Consider the following 18,365-nt stretch of genomic DNA (forward strand, 5'->3'; position numbering starts at 1 on the left):
AACGGTTCACCCCGCGCTGCCCCCCAGCGCCTTGAACAACGTCACGTCGTTGACCAGCTGCTTCTGCTTCACCGACGCCAGCGACAGCTCGGCGTCGCGGCGGGTCTGCTGCGCTTCCAGCCAGGTACGCAGGTCGGTGGCGCCGACCCGGTAGCGCACTTCGTACATGCGCTCGATTTCCACCGCTTCGTCATACGACGCCTGCGACGCCGCCACCTGGGTGGTGAACTGGGTGCGCGCCGACAACGCGTTGTCCACCTCCGACAGCGCCGTGTACAGCGTGCGCCGGAAGGTGTTGGCCGCGATCTGGTAATCGGTACCGGCGATCTGCGTGTCCAGCTGGGCTTGGCGGATGTTGAGGAACGGCAGCGACAGCCCCGCACCCAGCGAGGCCACCGGGTTCTTCAGCACATCCGACAGCGTGGTCGCGCCGCTGCTCACGCCGCCGGTCAGGCTCAAGGCCGGGTAGTAGCTGGTGGCGGTCACCTTGATGTTCTTCAGGCTGTTGCGCAGGCGCAGTTCGGCTGCGCGCAGGTCCGGGCGCCGGCCCAGCAGGTCGGCCGGCAGGCCCTCGGCGATGGCCGGGCTGCCGGCACTGTCCAGCGCCTGCGGTTCGTCGGCCTGCGGCCAGGGCTGGCCATCCAGCAGCACGGTCAGCGCATTGCGGCTGGCCACGCGCTGCTGTTCCAGCGCGCTCTGCGCGGCACGCTGTGCTTCCAGCTGCTGGGTGGCCTGGCGCACTTCCAGCCGCGACACCGCGCCGGCCGTGAAGCGGGCCTGCACCAGTTCCTGGGTGCGCTGCAGGCGCGCCAGGTTCGCTTCGCCGGCCGCGATCGACTGGTTGAGATAGGCCAGGGTCCAGTACTGCGTGGCCACGTCGCCGATCACCAGCAGCGCGGTGTTCTGCAGGTCTTCCTCGCTGGCCTGGGCTTCCCACTGCGCGATGTCGCGCTGGGTGCGCAGGCGGCCCCACAGGTCGATTTCCCATTGCAGCGAGACCCCGGCCGAACTGCTGCGGTTCCAGTCGGCGCCCTGGTCGATGGGGCGATTGCCGCTGCTGCCGACGCTGCCCGACGGCTGCGGCCACAACGCGTTGTCGCTCAGCCCGGCCTGCAGGCGGGCGCGCTGCACCGCCAGCCCGGCCGAGGCCAGGTCGGTGTTGGCCTGCAGCGCACGCGCGATCACGCGGTCCAGCCGCGGGTCGCCGAAGCCGGTCCACCAGGCGTCGTCGCGCACGTCGGTGCGCAGCAGGGAAGCGGCGTTTGACGCTTCGACAGGCGCGTTGCGCTGCGCATCGCCACGGCCGTATACGGCCGGCACGCTGGGCGCTTCGACCTGGTAGTGGCCGGTGCTGGCGCAGGCCGACAGCAGCAGGGTGGTGGTAATCAGGATGGACGTCTTCATTCGCGCGCCAGCGCCTCCACGGGATCGAGTTGGGCCGCATTGCGTGCCGGAAGGAAGCCGAACGCCACGCCGATCAGACTGGAGCACGCGAACGCGGCCACGATCGAGGCAGTGGAGAACAGCATCTTGAAATCAGGGGCGAAGGTGTCGAACACCCAGCCCACCACCAGCGACAGGCCCACGCCGAGCAGGCCGCCGAGCAGGCACACCAGCACCGCTTCGATCAGGAACTGCTGGCGGATGTCGCTCTGCCGCGCGCCCACCGCCATGCGCACGCCGATTTCGCGGGTGCGCTCGGTGACCGACACCAGCATGATGTTCATCACCCCGATCCCGCCGACCAGCAGCGCGATGGCGGCGATGGCGCTGATCAGCAGGGTCATCGTGCGGGTGGTCTGCTCGATGGTGTCGCGGATCTCGGCGCTGTTGCTGAGGAAGAAGTCCTCGGTGCCATGGCGCATGACCAGCAGCTTGGAAATGGCGGCCTGCGCCGCATCCATCGGGGTGGCATCGTCCACCCGCACGGTAATGCTGGACACGTAGCTCTGGCCGAGCATGCGCGACATCACCGTGGTGTAGGGCACCCAGATCGACAGGCTGGTGCTGCTGCCAAAGCCCATGCTCTGGCGCTGGGCCACGCCGATCACGCGCACCGGCACGTTGCCGAGCAGGATCACCTGGCCGACCGGGTCGGCGCCGTTGGGGAAGAACTGGGTGCGGGTGTTCTCATCGATCACCGCCACCTGCGCCAGACCTTTCACTGCATCGGCATCGAAGAAGCTGCCGGCGCTCAGGGTCACGCCCTTGACCCGGAAGAACTGCTCGCCCACGCCGCTGACCTGCGCGGTGGCCGACTGGTTGCGGTAGCGCGCGGTGGCCGAGGAGGACACGCTGGGGGTGACGCTGTCGATGTAGCTCTGCCGCGCCAGCGCGTCGGCGTCGCTGGCCTTGAGCGTCTGCACCCGCGCCGAGCGCATGTCGCCAAAGCCGCGCCCGGGGTAGACGTCGATGGTGTTGGTGCCCAGCGCGCTGATGTTCTGCAGGATCTGCTGCTGCGAGCCGTTGCCCATCGCCACCACCGACACCACCGAGGCGATGCCGATGATGATGCCGAGCATGGTCAGGAAGGTACGCAGGCGGTGCGCGTTCATCGCCAGCAGCGCCATCCGGAATGCTTCGGTGAAGCGGTCGCGCGCGGCGCGCCAGCTGTGGCCCCTGGTGGCGGCCACGGTCGGCGTGCGCTGTGCGCGGTAGCGGGGTGCGTTGGGGTTGACGCGGTCGGCGATGATCTCGCCGTCGCGGATCTCGATGATGCGCTGGGCGTGTTCGGCCACCGACATGTCGTGGGTGACGATGATGATGGTGTGGCCTTCGGCATGCAGCTCGCCGAGGATGCCCATCACCTCCTCACCGGATTTCGTGTCCAGCGCGCCGGTCGGCTCGTCGGCCAGGATCACCTCGCCACCGTTCATCAGCGCCCGCGCGATCGACACGCGCTGCTGCTGGCCACCGGACAGCTGGCCCGGCTTGTGCCGCATGCGGTCGCCCAGGCCCAGCCGCTGCAGCAGCTGTTCGGCGCGCGCGCTGCGCACCGGCGCTGGGCTGCCGGCGTACACCGACGGCACTTCCACGTTGCCGCGTGCATCCAGGTCGCCAAGCAGGTGATAGCGCTGGAAGATGAAGCCGAAATGTTCGCGGCGCAGTTCGGCCAGTTCGTCTGGCAGCATGCTGCCGGTTTCGCGGCCGGCCACCTGGTAGCTGCCGCGGGTGGGGCGGTCCAGGCAGCCAAGGATGTTCATCAGCGTCGACTTGCCCGAGCCGGACTGGCCGACGATGGCCACCATCTCGCCGGCGGCGATGTCCAGGTTGACGTCGCGCAGCACGGCGATGGTCTCATCGCCGGCCGGGAACTCGCGGCGCAGGTCGCGCAGCCGCAGCAGCGGCGCGCCGGTGGGTGCGGTCTTCATCGACGCGGCCCCATGCCCGGGCCACCCATGCGCATCTGCGCGCCACCGCGGTTGCCGCTGCCCGACGCGGCCGGGGTGGCGCTGCCTTCGCCGACCACTACCTTCTCGCCTTCCTTCAGGCCCGACAGCACTTCCGCGCTGGAACCGGTGTTGATGCCGACCTTGACCTTGCGCGGCTGTGGCATGCCGTCGGCATCGGCCACGCGCACGATGTACTGGCCATCGCGTGATTTCGGACCCAGCGCCACCGACGGAATGATCAACACGCCCTTGGCCTGCTTGAGCATCACCGACACCTGCGCGGTCATGTCGATGCGCAGCGTGCCGTCCGGGTTCTCCACGTCGAACAGGGCGTTGTAGTACACCGCCGAACTGGAGCTGGAACTGGACGAGCTGGAGCTGCTGGAACTGTCGCTGGCGATCGAGGACGGTGCCGGATTGATCTGGCGCAGGGTGGCGTGGTACTTGCGGTCCGGGTCGCCCAGCGTGGTGAAGTACACCGGCATGCCGGCCTTGATCTTGACCACGTCCGCTTCGGAGACCTCGGCATTCACCGTCACCAGGTCCAGCCGCGCCAGCATCACGATGGTCGGTGCGGTCTGGTTGGCATTCACGGTGCGGCCTTCTTCGGCCACCACCGCGACCACGGTGCCGTCCATCGGCGCGGTGATGCGGGTGTAGGCCAGGTTGGCGTTGGCCGTGCCCAGCTCGGTCTGGCGGCCCTGGATCTGCGCGTCATAGGCCTTGACCTGCGCACGGGCGGTCTTGAGCGCAGCGTCGGCGCTGTCGAACTCCGCACGCGAGGTGGCCTCGGCCGCCAGCATTTCCTGCTGGCGCGCGAATTCCAGTTCGGCCTGGCGCAGGGTGGCCTGCTGCACCGCGCGCTGGGCGGTGACCTGGTCCAGCGATGCCTGCGCGTTGAGCACGGCGTTGCGCTGGGTGGTGGCGTCGATCTCGGCGATCAGGTCGCCCTGCTTGACGGTATCGCCCAGCTGCACCTTCAGCGACTTGATCTGGCCCGAGGCCTGCGCACCCACGCTGACCAGCTTGTAGGCATCGATCACGCCGGTGGCTTCCACGGTCTGCTCCAGGTCGCCCCGGGTCACCGGGCTGGTGGCCAGGGTGGGGGCGCCCGGCTTGCGCAGGCTCCATGCGACAATGCCGCACACCAGTACGGCCAGGGCGATCAACAGCAGCACGCGGCCGCGACGGGTGGTAGGCAGGCGGGACTTCACGATGATCGTCAACTCGACAGGCCGGCGGGCGGCGTTGTCAGCATTGTGAAGAGCGCCTGTGGAGGGCTCAACGCACGGCATGTAACAGGACGTAACCACGCCCCGGTCCGACGTGTCCTTCTGTATCGTGTGCATGCCTTGAAACATGCGTACGCAAACCAGAGGATGCGGTTCAGCTCCCGACAGGGGATCATCGCCGCATGGAGAACACCACTACGATGCAACGCCTGCTGATCGTCGATGACGACAATGACATCCGCCAGCTGCTGGCCGAACAGCTCGGTCGTGCCGGCTACCAGGTCAGCACCGCCAGCGATGGCCAGGGCATGCGCCAGGTGCTGGAACGCGAGCACGTGGACCTGATCGTGCTCGACCTCAACCTGCCGCGCGAAGATGGCCTGACCCTGTGCCGCGACCTGCGCGCGCGTTCAAGCACGCCGGTGATCATGCTCACTGCGCGCAGCGAGCCGATCGACCGCGTGCTGGGCCTGGAAATGGGCGCCGACGATTACCTGGGCAAGCCGTTCGAACCGCGCGAACTGCTCGCGCGCATCCGCAACGTGCTGCGCCGGACCGAGGCGCTGCCGGCCAACCTGGAACCGCTGGCGATCCGCCGGGCACGCTTCTCGCACTGGATCTTCGACCTGGAGCATCGCCACCTGGTCGACCCGGATGGGCGCGTGGTGGTGCTGTCCGGCGCCGAGTTCCGGCTGCTGCGCGTGTTCGTCGGGCACGCCAACAAGGTGCTCTCGCGCGAACAGCTGGTATCGCTGAGCAGCGGCCGCAGCTACGAATCGCAGGACCGCGCGATCGACCTGCAGGTCAGCCGGCTGCGCAACAAGCTGGCCGATGACGGCGGCAGCGACGGCCTGATCAAGACCGTGCGCAACGAAGGGTACGTGCTGGCCACGGCGGTCACCCTGGAATGATGCGCCTGCGCCGCTTCTTCGCCTCGATGGTCGGTCGGCTGTTCGTGATCCTGCTGCTGGGCATGAGCGTGGCCGCCATCGGCGCCACCATGCTGGCCAGCGCCAAGCGCCAGCAGGAATTCGAGCGGCAGAACCTCAACCGCATCGCCGATCGCCTGCAGGGTTTCGTCAACATGCTCGACGGCGACCCGGAGCTGCGCGACCGCCTGCTGACGGTGGGCGGGCCGGCGGTGCGCAGCCTGCCCGAAGGGGCGCGGCTGGGCCGCGAAGATTCGGCGCTGATGGGCATCCTGGACGACCGCCAGGGTCCGGTCGGGCACGCTACCGTGCATTTCACCTCGTTCCGTTCGTGCCTGCCCAAGGCGCAGGAACTGTTGCCGCCGCCTCCGCAGCAGCAGCGGCGCCGGCCGCCGCACGAACGCGACCCGGCCTTCATCCCGCCCAAGTGCCGCGCGGTGCAGGTCCCGCTCAGCGACGGCACCGTGCTCTCGCTGGCGCTGGAATCGCCCGCCATCGCGCACAACGGCATCCTCGCGGTCGACCCGCTGTTCCTCACCCTGCTGGTGCTGGCCATCGGCGTGCTGGCCTACGTGGTCGCGCGCATCGCCAGCGCGCCGCTGCAGCGGCTGGCTTCGGCCGCGGCCGAGCTGGGCGATGACCTGCAGCGTGCGCCGTTGCCGGTGACCGGGCCGCTGGAAGTGCGCCGCGCCGCCGAAGCGTTCAACGCCATGCAGAAGCGCCTGCAGCGCACGCTGGGCGAGCGCACCCAGATGCTGGCGGCGATCACCCACGACCTGCAGACCCCGGTGACCCGGCTGCGGCTGCGCCTGGAAAACGTAAGTGACGAAGCCCTGCGCGAACGCCTGATCGGCGACCTGGGCGCGATGCAGGCGCTGATCCGCGAGGGCCTGGAACTGGCCCGCAGCGCGGAGAGCGCCGAGCCGCGCGCCGCGCTGGACCTGGATTCGCTGCTGGAAAGCATCGTCGAGGACGCGGTCGAGGCCGGCGCCGATGCCCGCTTCGAGCAGGGCAGCGGCGCGGTGCTGATGCTGCGCCCGCTGGCCATGCACCGGCTGTTCTCCAACCTGGTCGACAACGCGCTCAGCTACGGCGGCACCGCCCAGGTGCGGGTCGAGCAGGGCACGGACGGGGTAGTGGTGCGGGTGCGCGACAGCGGCCCGGGCCTGGCCGAGGACGAGCTGGAAACCGTGTTCGACCCGTTCGTGCGCCTGGAAACCTCGCGCTCGCGGGCGACCGGTGGGGCCGGGCTGGGGCTGACCATCGCCCGCGCGCTGGCCGAGAAGGACGGCGCCACCCTGCACCTGCGCAACCATCCGCAGGGCGGGCTGGAGGCCATCGTGCACTGGCCGGCGCCACCGCGCCCGCCGGCCCCCCGCGCCGGCTGAGTCCACGGGAGGCAAACGGGCGCGGTTTTGCCTACTATGGGCATCCCCCGCCCGTATTCGCCGCATGAGTGCGCCCGATCTGGCCGGTTTCCACCCCGGCGCCGCGCTGTCCGCGCCGTGCCATTCCCGCGCCCCCGGCGGATCCTGACGGATGAGCCAAGGGGGAAGCGGGAACCGGTGGCGGCCGGTACAAGCAGTAGTGACCGTGCAGCGCCTTTGCCTGGCGCTGGTGTTGCTGTGCCTGCTGTTCGGCGTGCCGGCCACATCGGGCGCGCAGGATGGCCCGCCGCCGCTGCGCGACTACGCCATTGACGTGTGGACCTCGCGCAATGGCCTGCCGCACAACTCGCTGCGTGACATCGCGCAGACCCCGGAGGGCCACCTGTGGTTCGCCACCTGGGAAGGGCTGGTGCGCTACAACGGGCTGGACTTCACCGTGTTCGACCGCAGCACCCGCCCGGGCCTGCGCGACAACGGCGTGGGCGCGCTGTTCGTCGACCGCGAGGGCGGCCTGTGGATCAGCGATTCGCGCGGCAACGTGACCCGGCGCAGCGCCGACGGCCGCTGGCAGGTGTTCGCGCACCAGCCGCCGGCACCGCAGGTGCTGATCCAGGCCATGCAGATGGACAGCCATGGCCGGCTGTGGCTGCTGTACGAGGGCAACGGCATCGGCAGCGTGACCCGCGAAGGCCACTTCGAGTACCAGAAGCCGCCGGCCGACGTACCGATGGCGATGAGCTTCACCAAGCTCGTGGTGGATGCGCAGGACCGGGTCTGGGTGGGCACGCTGGACGGCCTGGTGGTGCGCGGCACCGACGGGGTGCTGCGCCGCGCACCAGAGAGCTACGGGCTGGGCCGCGGCCTGGTGTGGCCGTACCGCGCGCCCGACGGCGTGCTGTGGATCGTGGCCGGCGAGCGCATCTACCGCATGCTCGATGGCATGCCGCAGTTGCAGCACCGCCTGGCCCCGGGCATGCACATCACTTCGATGCTGCAGGACCGCCACGGCGACCTGTGGCTGGGTACCGAAAACCAGGGGCTGCTGCGCCTGTCGCGGCACGGCCTGGAGCGGCTGCCGGCCGGGCTCTCGCTGCCCGGCGGCAGGGTGGTGAGCCTGCGCGAAGACGCCGAAGGCAGCATCTGGGTCGGCGCCAACGGCGGCCTGTACCGCCTGCGCGAAACGCTGTTCAGCAGTTTCACCGAACGTGACGGGCTCAGCGGCGATTACGTGCGCACCGTGCTGGAAGACCGTGAGCGCCAGCTGTGGGTGGGCAGTGCCAGTGGGCTGGACCGGCGCGATGCACAGGGCGTGTTCCACCCGGTGCCGCTGCGCAACCGCGGGGGCAAGACGCCGTCGGTGCTGAGCCTGGCCCAGGATCATGCGGGCGGGTTGTGGGTGGGTACCTTTGGTGACGGCATCCTGCGCCTGGACGGGCAGGGCCACATGCTGCGCAGCTACGGTGCCGAAGACGGCCTGCCGGGCGGCAACATCCGCGCGATGAGCGTGGACCGCGAGGGCGCGGTATGGGCCGGCACCCAGAAGGGCGTCGCCCGGCTCGATGCCACTGGGGTGACCGTGCCGACCGTGCCGGGCATGCCGACCGGGCTGGTCACCGCGCTGGCCCACGATGCCGAAGGCGATTTGTGGGTGGGCACCATCGAAGGCATCAGCGTGCTGCGCGGCGACCATGTGCAGCGCATCGACCTGGCCCCGCTGGGCGGCGGCCGCAGTGTGTTCGGTTTCCAGCAGATCGGCGATGCGATGTGGATCAGCAGCGACCGTGGCCTGTACCGGTACCAGGACGGCACGCTGTCACGGGTCGGGCTGGAGCAGGGCATGCCGGTCGATACCGTGTTCCAGCTGGTTCCGGACCGGGTCGGCAATGTCTGGATCAGCAGCAACCGCGGCGTGCTGCGCACCGACATGGCCATGCTCAACGACGTGGCCGACGGGCACACGCGCAGGATCGAGGTCGAGCATTACAACGAAATCGACGGCATGGCCAATTCGCAGGCCAACGGCAGCTCCGGTCCGTCGGCGATCCTGCGCCAGGACGGCACGTTCTGGGTGGTCACCGCCGGTGGCCTCAGCACGGTGGACCCGCTGCGCCTGCAGCGCTTCCGCGAACGCCTGGCGCCGCCGGCGGCGATTGAAACGGTGCTGGTCGATGGCGTGCCGCTGCACTGGCAGGGCGCCAACCACAACACGCTGCCGGGCGGGCGCCGGCTCAGCATCAGCTACGTGGGCCTGAGCTACCTGATGTCCGAACGCATCCGCTACCGCACCCGGCTGGAGGGCCTGGACAGCGCGTGGATCGAGCGCGGCCAGCAGCGCAGCGTGGAATTCATCGGCCTGCCGCCAGGCGATTACACCCTGCACGTGTCCGCCGCGCACCCGGGCGGCACCTGGGGCGACAGCGAGGCGGTGTGGTCGTTCACGGTGGAACCGTTCCTGTGGCAGCGGCGCAGCGTGCAGTTCATCTGCGGCCTGCTGCTGCTGGCCGGGCTGGTGGCGCTGTACCGCTACCTGATCAAGCGCTACAAGGCCAGCAACGTGCGCCTGGCGCGCAAGGTCGATGCCGCCACCCGCGACCTCAAGGCGCAGACCGCCAGCCTGCAGGCGTTGAACGAAGAGAAGACCCAGCTGGCCGCGCGCCTGGCAGTGCAGGCCGAACAGTTCGAGCGGCAGGCGCGCGAGGATGCGCTGACCGGGCTGCCCAACCGCCGCGCGTTCGACGAAGCGCTGGCGCGCGATTTCGCCCGCTCGCAGCGCAGCGGCCACCCGCTGTGCCTGGTGGTGCTGGACATCGACCACTTCAAGGAAGTGAACGACCAGCACAGCCACAGCGTGGGCGACGTGGTGCTGACCGAAGTGGCGCGGGTGATCGCCTCGGCCTGCCGCGATTCGGACATGCCCGCGCGCACCGGCGGTGAGGAATTCACGCTGCTGCTCAACGACACCCGCCTGGCCGAAGCGGCGCAGGTCTGCGCGCGCCTGCGCGGGCTGTTCCATGACCACCCGGACTGGGCCGGCGTGCCGGGCCTGCAGGTGACCTTCAGCGCCGGGCTGGTCGAACTGGAAGCCGGGGATCGCACCCCGATGCTGTTCTACCAGCGCGCCGACCGTGCCCTGTACCGCGCCAAGAGCGAAGGCCGCGACCGCACCGCGATCGGTTGATCAGGGGCGCGGCCAGGCGTTGGCGATCTTGCAGAACAGCTTCGCCGTCTGCTCGGTGTCATACACCGCGCTGTGCGCTTCGTCCGCATCCCAGCCCAGCCCGGCAGCTGTGGCTGCCCGCGCCAGCACGGTCTGGCCATAGGCGATACCGGCCATGGTCACCGTGTCGAACACGCTGAAGGGGTGGAACGGGTTGCGCTTGTGCCCGACCCGGTTCACCGCGGCATTGATGAAGCCCAGGTCGAAGTGCGCGTTGTGGCCGACCAGGATCGCGCGCTGGCAGCCGTACTTCTTCACCGCCGCGCGCACGGGCGCGAAGATGTGGTCCAGCGCGTCCTTTTCCGCCTTGGCCAGCCGGAACGGGTGGTCGAGGATGATGCCGGTGATCTCCAGCGACTTCGGGTCGATGTCCAGCCCTTCGGCCGGCACCACGTGGGCGCTGGCGGTCTGGCCCGGATAGAGCAGGCCGTTGTCGTCCATCTCGATCGGCACCGCGGCGATCTCCAGCAGCGCATGGCGCTGGCTGTCGAAGCCGCCGGTTTCCACATCCACCACCACCGGCAGGAAGCCACGGAAGCGGGTCGCCATCATGCGCTGGGCGGCAGAGGGCATGTCTTCAGCGGCCACCGGCGCGCCGGCGGTCTGGGGGAGGTCTTGAGTCATGCACGAAGTTTAGCAGAGCGACCTGGCCGCTCCGTGGTGGCGCTGCCAGACCGCCACGCCCAGCAAGGCCGCGCCCAGCACGGCCAGCAACTGCGCCGGTCCCGGCAGCAGCCAGCCCAGCGGCCAGGCCGCAGCCATCGCCAATCCGCCCCATGCCAGCGCATCCGCGCGGCCATCCGGTGCCCGGGCCAGCCAGCCATCCACGCTCAGCCGCCCGGCGCCCTGCAGCAGCAGCGGCAGCAGCATGGCGATGAACAACAGCGGCAGCTTGAAGTTGCCCTGGCCCTGGTCGCTGATCGCATAGCCCTGCGCCAGCGTGGTGAGCGAATCCCACTGCGCCGGCCAGTGCACGGCCGCGGTCGCCACCACGGTCAACCCGATCAGCAGCGCGGCCGTGGCCCGGGTGGCCACGCCCAGCAGCAGGCAGATGCCGCCGATGAGTTCGATCCAGGTCGCTGCCTGCCAGTTGAACTCGGCCGGCAGCCAGCGAAGTGGCAGCGGGAAGTGCGCCTGGAGGGTGTCGAACCAGTTCACCCCGCGCCATTTTTCCAGCCCGGATTCCAGGTATTCCCAGGCCAGCAGGATGCGCAGTCCCAGCGGGGCAAGCCAGGCGCCCAGGCCATCGAGGCGGGGGCGCAGGGTGGAAGCAAGGAAGCGGCGGAGATGCATGGGGACGGCCTGGAAAGGGAAGTCCCTTGAAGAGGGCCGGCGCGCGGAGAATGGTGCGGGTGCCGGCGGCGAGGTTCAGCCGCCGGTCGGGGAGTGGGCGAGCCCGATCACGCCCGTGGAGAGCAACTGCGCCAGCAGTGCACGCCCCGGCGGTTCCAGGTCGGACGGGTCCAGGCCGTTCACGTCGGCCAGCTGCCGCAGGTGCGCGGCTCCGCTGCGTGGTGGGCCCGCGTCCATCTGTTGCAGCAGCTGCCACGCCAGGGGACTGAGCTGGGAAAACACGATGTGCCCGTCGGCGGCCCGACGTGCCAGCAGGAACGTCGGCGCCGGCGGTGCATCCACCGGCTGGAAGGCCGCGCCGATCTGCTGCACCGGCCATGCATAGGCCAACGGCCACGCCAGGGGTGAACGCTCCAAGGTGCCATGCCATGCATCGGCATCCTCGCCGCTCGGATCGAGCGGCAGCGCATCGCGCGACTGCAGCGCCAGTTCCACCCATTCGTAATGCGCCAGCTCGGCCAGGAACGGGCGCGGCAGCGTGTCCTGCAGCTGCAGCCACTGCACGAACTCGGCGGCGACCTCGGTGAACAAGGGCGACGCACAGCGGTGCTCCATGAAGTAGCGCCGGCACAGCGCCTGCCACTCCGCGTCGTCCAGTACCTGCAGCACCACGGGGAAACTGCTGCCCAGCAGTGCCTGCAGGTGGTTGAACAGCAGGTCACGATAGATCTGCAGCCGTCGCGGCTCCAGGCCTGCAGGCGGCGGTTCATGCTGTGGGTCACGCAGATGGCGCGTCAACGCGAACTGCTGGTCGCGCAGCAGGCCGCTCATGCCGCGGCATCCAGGATGCCGCGGATCTGCCGCAGCTCCGCCTGCAGATCGGCATAGGGTGGCAGGTTGAAGTCGCGCTCGAGCAGGGCCGGGCGCGGCCCGAAACGCGCGCAGGCATGTTCCAGCAGCGCCCATACCGGCGCGACCACGGCGCTGCCATGGGTGTCGATCTTCAGGTCATCGGCTTCATCGTAGTGCCCGGCCACATGCAGGCAGACGATGCGTGCGGCAGGCAGGCCGTCGATGTACGCGACGGGGTCGAAGCGGTGGTTGATGGCGTTGACGTAGACATTGTTGATGTCCAGCAGCAGGTCGCAGTCGGCTTCCTGCAGCACCGCCGTGGTGAAGTCCAATTCGCTCATCGCTGCATGCGGGGTGAGGTAAGTGGATACATTCTCCACCGCGATGCGCCGGCCCAGCCGGTCCTGCACCCGGGCAATGCGGGCGGCGGTGTGGCGGATGGCTTCGTCGGTGAACGGCAGCGGCAGCAGGTCATACAGGTGGCCGTCGTCGCTGCAGTAGCTCAGGTGTTCGCTGTAGAGGCGGACATCGTGTGCATCCAGGAAACGCCCGACCTGGTCGATGAACGCCAGGTCCAGTGGCGCGCTGCCGCCGAGCGACAGCGACAGCCCGTGGCAGGTCAAGGGATGGCGCGCGCTGAGCCCGCGCAGGCGTTCGCCCATCACGCCACCCAGCCCGATCCAGTTCTCCGGCGCGCACTCGAGGAAATCGATATCGCCCGGCGGTGCCTGTTCCAGGTCATCGAGCAGGGCGCGGCGCAGCCCCAGTCCCACCGCCGTTGCAGGCAACGGCAGTGGGCGGGCAGGGCTCACGCGGGTGCGTGGATCAGTGCCCGGCACCGCACTTGCCTTCACCGCACTTACCTTCGGCGGCCTTCTTGGCGGCAGGCGCGGGCTTGGCCTTGCTCTTGTCGGCCCCACACTTGCCTTCGCCGCACTTGCCTTCCGCGGGCTTCTTGTCGGCAGCATGCGAGGCGGCCTTGTCGGCGCCGCACTTGCCTTCGCCGCATTTGCCTTCCGCCGCCTTGGCATCGGCCTTGGGCGCGGCCTGGGCGGCCAGCGCGTAGCCCTGGGCCAGGTCGGTCATCGACAGCGCCGAGGCGGTGCCGGCCAGGCCGAGGCCGCCGGCAAGCGCGGCACCGGCCAGCAGGGAAGCGTGTTTGGTGGACAGGGTCATGGGAATAGCTCCTTGTAGTTGCAGGGGAAGCATGCCGGATTGCCGGCACGCGGGGAACATCAGGCCAGGTATTCGCGCGCCATGACGCGGGCGCGGTGCAGCCGGGCCTTGATGGTTTCAGGGGTAGTGGACAGCCGCGCGGCCAGTTCGGCGATCGACAGCCCTTCCAGGTCACGCAGCAGGATCACTTCGCGGTAATGGGCGGGCAGCGATTCCAGTGCAGCGGCGCAATCGCGGCGCAGGTCCAGGTTGTCGTGCTGGGCCGGTGGCAGGATCTCCTCGCGCAGCTCTTCGTGCCGCCACTGGCAGCGCGCCCGCTTGAGCCGGTTGCACTCGCGCTTGACGATGCGGAAGGCCCACGAGGTGAAGCACTCCACCAGGCGCAGGTCGCACAGCCGTCGTGAAACGGTGATCAGGCTTTCCTGCACCGCATCCTCGACATCGTTGATGACGCAGTGGTACTCGGCATAGCGGCGCAGGTGCTGGCGCGAATGGCGCAGCACACGATCCAGCGCGGCGCGGTCGCCGCGGTGGGCGGCGGCAAGTTCGTGCGGGCAGAGGCGGTGCATGCGGTCGGCGGATCCTGTTCAAGGTGGCACAGGATAAGAGCGCGCCCGGGGCTGCAAGGATGCGCGGGGCGCCGGGTTGAGACAGGGACGATTCAGTGTCGGCGGCGCGTTCGCGACATGGCGGGATGTTCGCGACAAGGCGCGACGCCGATGATCCAGGCCCCAAACGCAGACGCGCCGGGAGGTCCTGGCGCGTCGTAGGGTCTGTGTTGTCGCGAATGGATCAACGGCCGTTGAGCACCACGTCGGCGATCAGGCCGGTGGCGACCGCGATCAACACGTAGCGGTCATCCACCTTGCGCCATTGCTGGCCCCGCTTGGGCGCATGCAGGCCGTGGCGCTTGTAGTCGCTCACGTAGGCACCACGATGATCCTTGGCCAGGTGGCCGCCACGGCGCGGCGGATCGTGGCGGTCGTGCCCCCGCGACGGGCCATGGTTGCGGTCATCACGCTGGTCATGGCGGTCGCGGTTGTCACGGTCGTCATGGTGGGGCGGGGCGGCGAAGGCCGAACCGGTCGCGGCAAGCAGGGTCAGGGACAGCGCAGCGGCGAGGAGACGTTTCATGGTGTGAGCCCTCTGGAGCGGTGGGGTGGAACGCAGGTCCAGAGTGGGATTTTTTTGCTGAATAGGGAATTAAAAAAGGCCGATACGCAGTATCGGCCTGTAACGGCGTGTAACAGGCGCTGGCGCGTGCTTACAGGCGTTCGGTGCTGGTCTCGTCGCGCTTCTCGCGCGGCGGCAGCGCCTGCTCGCCATGCACCAGGAACCACACGTTCTCGGCGATGTTGGTGGCGTGGTCGCCCACGCGCTCCAGGTTCTTGGCCATGAACAGCAGGTGGGTGCAGGGGGTGATGTTGCGTGGGTCTTCCATCATGTAGGTCAGCAGCTCGCGGAACAGCGCGGTGTACTGCGCATCCAGGCGGGCATCGTCTTCGCGCAGCGCCAGTGCGGCGGCGGCGTCGTTGTCGCGGTAGGCCTCGATGGCACGGCGCACCTGCTGTGCGGCGAGCCGGCCCAGCGAGCGCAGGCCCTGGATCTGCGGCAGCGGCGGCACCTTGCTCAGCGCGATGGAACGCTTGGCCACGTTGGCCGCATAGTCGCCGATGCGTTCGATGTCGGCCGGAATGCGCAGGCCGGCCAGGATCTCGCGCAGGTCGCGCGCCATCGGGCCGCGCAGCGCCAGGCGCATCACGTCGTGGCTGATCTGCTGCTCCAGGCTGTCGATGGCTTCATCGTTGGCGATGATGCGCTGGGCGGCGTTGTCGTCGCGGCGCTCGATCACGTCCAGCGCCGCTTCCAGCTGCGCCACGGACATTTCGCCCATGCGCACGATTTCGGCCACCAGCCGCTGCTGTTCTTCGTCGTAGCTCTTGACGATGTGGTCGTTCGGAATGTTCATTGTGATGTGCTCGATTGTCTGGTTGGTGGCATCGTCGCTGCCGTCCATGGCGGAACCGCGGCGGCTTCGGACAGTCCGGCCCGGCCATCCGTGGCCGGGCGTGCGGCAGGCCGCGCGGCAGTGCCGCGCAAACGGCCTGCGTTACCCAAACCGCCCGGTGATGTAATCCTCGGTCTGCTGCTTGTTCGGCTGCGAGAAGATCACTTCGGTGCGGTCGTGTTCGATCAGGTCGCCCAGGTACATGAAGGCGGTGTAGTCGGACACGCGTGCGGCCTGCTGCATGTTGTGGGTCACGATCACGATGGTGTAGTCGTGCTTGAGCTCTTCCACCAGCTGCTCGATGCGGCTGGTGGAGATCGGGTCCAGCGCCGAGGTCGGCTCGTCGAGCAGCAGCACGTCCGGGCGCAGGGCCACGGCGCGGGCGATGCACAGGCGCTGCTGCTGGCCACCGGACAGGCCCAGCGCGCTCTGGCCGAGCTTGTCCTTCACTTCGTCCCACAGCGCACCCTGGCGCAGCGCATGCTCGACGCGGTCGTTCATGTCCGCCTTGGACAGCTTTTCGTGGTGGCGGATGCCGTAGGCGACGTTCTCGAAGATGGTCATCGGGAACGGCACCGGCTTCTGGAACACCATGCCGACCTTGCTGCGCAGGCGGTTCATCGGGTACTTGGGCGAGAGGATGTTCTCACCATCGAGCAGCACTTCGCCGCGCGCTTCCAGCTTCGGGTACAGCGCGTAGATGCGGTTGAAGATGCGCAGCAGGGTGGACTTGCCGCAGCCGGACGGGCCGATCAGCGCGGTGACGCGCTTTTCCGGTACTTCCAGGCTGATGTTCTTCAGCGCATGGAACTTGTCGTAGTAGAAGTCCAGGCCACGGGCGGCCAGTTTGATCGGCGCCGGGTTGCCCAGCGATTCATGCGAGGCCGGCACCGCGATGCGCTGCATCGGCACGGCATTGGTGAGGTCGTTCATGGCGGTGTCCGTGGAAAGGTCAGTCATGGGAGATACGGTTGCGCAGCAGGATGCCGCGTGCCGAAAGGCTTACCAGCAGCACGAACAGGGTCAGCACCAGGGCGCCTGCCCAGGCCAGCGTCTGCCAGGATTCGTAGGGGCTGCCGGCGAACTGGTTCATCACCACCGGCACGCTCGCCATCGGCTGGAACACGTTGCTGTTCCAGTACTGGTTGCCGAAGGCGGTGAACAGCAGCGGCGCGGTTTCGCCGGAGATGCGGGCCAGGGCCAGCAGGATGCCGGTGACGATGCCGGCGGCGGCGCTGCGGTACAGCACCTGCACCGTGACCTTCCATTGCGGGATGCCCAGCGAGAGGGCCGCTTCGCGCATCTGCGAGGGCACCAGCCGCAGCATTTCATCGGTGGTGCGTACCACCACCGGCAGCACGATGAAGGACAGCGACAGTGCACCCGCGAATGCCGAGAACTGGCCGCCGGTCTGCATCACGTACAGGGTGTAGACGAACAGGCCCAGCACGATCGACGGTGCCGACAGCAGGATGTCGTTGACGAAGCGCACCACGGTGCCGGCCTTGCGGAAGTTGCCGTACTCGGCCAGCCAGGTGCCGGCCAGCACGCCCAGCGGCGTGCCGATGGCGATGGCCAGCGCGCACATCACCGCGCTGCCGAAGAAGGCATTGGCCAGGCCGCCTTCCTGCATGGGCGGTGGCGTCATCTTGGTGAACAGGTCCAGGTTGATCCCGGCCAGGCCCTTGGAGGCCAGGGTGAACAGGATCCAGCCCAGGAAGAACAGGCCGAACAGCGCGGTCAGGCAGGACAGCAGCAGCGCGACGACGTTGACGATGCGGCGGCGCAGGTACAGCGGCTGCGGGTTGTTGGCGACGGCGGTGGACATCAGTTGCCCTCCTTGCGGGACAGGCGCATCAGCATCAGGCGGGCGATTGCCAGCACCACGAAGGTCACGATGAACAGCACGAAGCCGAGCAGCAGCAGCGCCGAACGGTAGGTTTCAGTGGCCTCGCCGAAGTCGTTGGCGATCAGCGCGGCGATGGTGGTGCCCGGTTCCAGCAGCGACGGCGACAGGCGCACGCTGTTGCCGATCACGAAGGCCACGGCCATGGTTTCACCCAGCGCACGACCCAGGCCGAGGAAGATGCCGCCGATCACCGCCGAGCGGGTGTAGGGCAGCACGATGTCCCAGCTCACTTCCCACTTGGTGGAACCCAGCGCGTAGGCCGATTCCTTCAGGCGGGTCGGCACGGTCAGGAACACTTCGCGCATCACCGAGGAGATGAACGGAATGACCATGATCGCCAGCACGAAGCCGGCGGTGAGCACGCCGATGCCCAGCGGCGGGCCCTGGAACAGCGGGCCGATGATCGGCCATTCGCCCAGGGTCTCATTGAGGGTGGGGGTGACGTACTCGGTCATCACCGGCACCAGCACGAACAGGCCCCACATGCCGTAGATGATCGAGGGGATGCCGGCCAGCAGTTCGATGGCGGTACCGACCGGGCCGCGCATCCAGCGCGGCGCCACTTCGGTGAGGAAGAAGGCGATGCCGAAGCTCACCGGCACTGCGATCAGCATTGCGATCAGGGCGGTGACCAGGGTGCCGTAGATCGGCGCAAGCGCACCGAACTTGTTCTCCACCGGATTCCAGTCGGAGGAGTAGAAGAAGCTCAGGCCCTGCTCCTGCAGGGCATGGCGGCCGCCCCACAGCATCGAGAGCGCGGCGCAGGCCAGGGCGACCAGCACCAGGAACACGGTGGCGATAAGCACCCACCGGAACAGTTTGTCGTTGCGGGCATCACGCAGGTCGCGGAGGGACGGTGCGGGTGCAGGCTGGGCAATGGCATTCATGGGAAAGGCTGGGGCCCAAGAAAAAGGTGGGGTTGTGGCGGGCCGGGGCCGGCGGGGCATCCAGCCCCCCCCCCCGGGGGGC

The 18,365-nt window shown here is 68.7% G+C and carries 17 protein-coding genes; 3 read left to right on the forward strand and 14 right to left on the reverse strand.

Annotated elements, in window-relative coordinates; translation table 11 throughout:
• Positions 1–6 precede the first annotated feature (6 nt).
• Genes QMX79_RS09170 through QMX79_RS09180 form a run of 3 tightly spaced genes read right to left on the reverse strand, consistent with a single transcriptional unit; the run spans position 7 to position 4,606 of the window.
• A complete protein-coding gene (locus QMX79_RS09170; protein ID WP_282246466.1) occupies positions 7–1,404 on the reverse strand; it encodes a TolC family protein in 1,398 nt (465 codons plus the stop codon).
• The gene (locus QMX79_RS09175; RefSeq protein ID WP_282246467.1) at positions 1,401–3,371 is read right to left on the reverse strand and encodes a MacB family efflux pump subunit; all 1,971 of its coding nucleotides are present in this window, start codon (positions 3,369–3,371) and stop codon (positions 1,401–1,403) included. The genes QMX79_RS09170 and QMX79_RS09175 overlap by 4 nt, the downstream gene beginning before the upstream one ends.
• Positions 3,368–4,606, reverse strand: coding sequence for an efflux RND transporter periplasmic adaptor subunit (locus QMX79_RS09180; RefSeq protein ID WP_282246468.1), 1,239 nt, complete (start codon positions 4,604–4,606; stop codon positions 3,368–3,370). The genes QMX79_RS09175 and QMX79_RS09180 overlap by 4 nt, the downstream gene beginning before the upstream one ends.
• A gap of 218 nt (positions 4,607–4,824) precedes the next feature.
• On the opposite strand from QMX79_RS09180, the gene QMX79_RS09185 reads away from it, so the two are divergent.
• From QMX79_RS09185 to QMX79_RS09195, 3 genes are all read left to right on the forward strand, one after another.
• Complete coding sequence (locus QMX79_RS09185) at positions 4,825–5,535, forward strand: response regulator transcription factor (protein ID WP_093533929.1); 711 nt, start codon at positions 4,825–4,827, stop codon at positions 5,533–5,535.
• Entirely contained in the window at positions 5,532–6,941 is a 1,410-nt protein-coding gene (locus QMX79_RS09190; protein ID WP_336618858.1) for an ATP-binding protein, read from the forward strand. The genes QMX79_RS09185 and QMX79_RS09190 overlap by 4 nt, the downstream gene beginning before the upstream one ends.
• Positions 6,942–7,092: 151 nt before the next feature.
• Positions 7,093–10,119 (forward strand): ligand-binding sensor domain-containing diguanylate cyclase, encoded by a 3,027-nt coding sequence (locus tag QMX79_RS09195; protein ID WP_282246470.1) that lies wholly within the window; start codon positions 7,093–7,095, stop codon positions 10,117–10,119.
• On the opposite strand, the gene rnt is transcribed toward QMX79_RS09195, so the two are convergent.
• The 11 genes from rnt to pstC form a co-directional block, all read right to left on the reverse strand.
• Positions 10,120–10,707 carry a ribonuclease T gene (gene rnt, locus QMX79_RS09200; protein WP_282246480.1) on the reverse strand — a complete coding sequence of 196 codons (588 nt, stop codon included), beginning with the start codon at positions 10,705–10,707 and terminating at the stop codon, positions 10,120–10,122.
• A gap of 84 nt (positions 10,708–10,791) precedes the next feature.
• Positions 10,792–11,451: a DoxX family protein gene (locus tag QMX79_RS09205; RefSeq protein WP_282246471.1), complete on the reverse strand. Its 660-nt coding sequence runs from the start codon at positions 11,449–11,451 to the stop codon at positions 10,792–10,794.
• Positions 11,452–11,526: 75 nt separating this feature from the next.
• Positions 11,527–12,282 (reverse strand): putative DNA-binding domain-containing protein, encoded by a 756-nt coding sequence (locus QMX79_RS09210; protein ID WP_282246472.1) that lies wholly within the window; start codon positions 12,280–12,282, stop codon positions 11,527–11,529.
• On the reverse strand, positions 12,279–13,115 hold the full coding sequence (locus QMX79_RS09215; RefSeq protein WP_282246473.1) for a DUF692 domain-containing protein: 837 nt from the start codon (positions 13,113–13,115) through the stop codon (positions 12,279–12,281). The genes QMX79_RS09210 and QMX79_RS09215 overlap by 4 nt, the downstream gene beginning before the upstream one ends.
• Before the next feature lie 13 nt (positions 13,116–13,128).
• Entirely contained in the window at positions 13,129–13,479 is a 351-nt protein-coding gene (locus QMX79_RS09220; protein WP_282246474.1) for a hypothetical protein, read from the reverse strand.
• 59 nt (positions 13,480–13,538) lie between these two features.
• Positions 13,539–14,048, reverse strand: a complete 510-nt coding sequence (locus QMX79_RS09225; RefSeq protein WP_282246475.1) for a sigma-70 family RNA polymerase sigma factor — start codon at positions 14,046–14,048, stop codon at positions 13,539–13,541.
• A gap of 223 nt (positions 14,049–14,271) precedes the next feature.
• On the reverse strand, positions 14,272–14,613 hold the full coding sequence (locus QMX79_RS09230; RefSeq protein WP_282246476.1) for an RcnB family protein: 342 nt from the start codon (positions 14,611–14,613) through the stop codon (positions 14,272–14,274).
• A gap of 130 nt (positions 14,614–14,743) precedes the next feature.
• Positions 14,744–15,448 carry a phosphate signaling complex protein PhoU gene (gene phoU / locus QMX79_RS09235; RefSeq protein ID WP_068854604.1) on the reverse strand — a complete coding sequence of 235 codons (705 nt, stop codon included), beginning with the start codon at positions 15,446–15,448 and terminating at the stop codon, positions 14,744–14,746.
• Between the two features lie 141 nt (positions 15,449–15,589).
• On the reverse strand, positions 15,590–16,420 hold the full coding sequence (gene pstB, locus QMX79_RS09240; protein ID WP_068854606.1) for a phosphate ABC transporter ATP-binding protein PstB: 831 nt from the start codon (positions 16,418–16,420) through the stop codon (positions 15,590–15,592).
• Positions 16,421–16,439: 19 nt separating this feature from the next.
• The gene (gene pstA / locus QMX79_RS09245) at positions 16,440–17,315 is read right to left on the reverse strand and encodes a phosphate ABC transporter permease PstA (protein ID WP_282246477.1); all 876 of its coding nucleotides are present in this window, start codon (positions 17,313–17,315) and stop codon (positions 16,440–16,442) included.
• Complete coding sequence (pstC, locus tag QMX79_RS09250) at positions 17,315–18,283, reverse strand: phosphate ABC transporter permease subunit PstC (RefSeq protein WP_282246478.1); 969 nt, start codon at positions 18,281–18,283, stop codon at positions 17,315–17,317. Before pstC ends, pstA begins: the two co-directional genes overlap by 1 nt.
• Between the last annotated feature and the right edge of the window lie 82 nt (positions 18,284–18,365).

It is taken from the genome of Stenotrophomonas sp. PS02300 (genome assembly GCF_029959395.1).
In the GTDB taxonomy this organism is placed as follows: domain Bacteria; phylum Pseudomonadota; class Gammaproteobacteria; order Xanthomonadales; family Xanthomonadaceae; genus Stenotrophomonas; species Stenotrophomonas maltophilia_AD.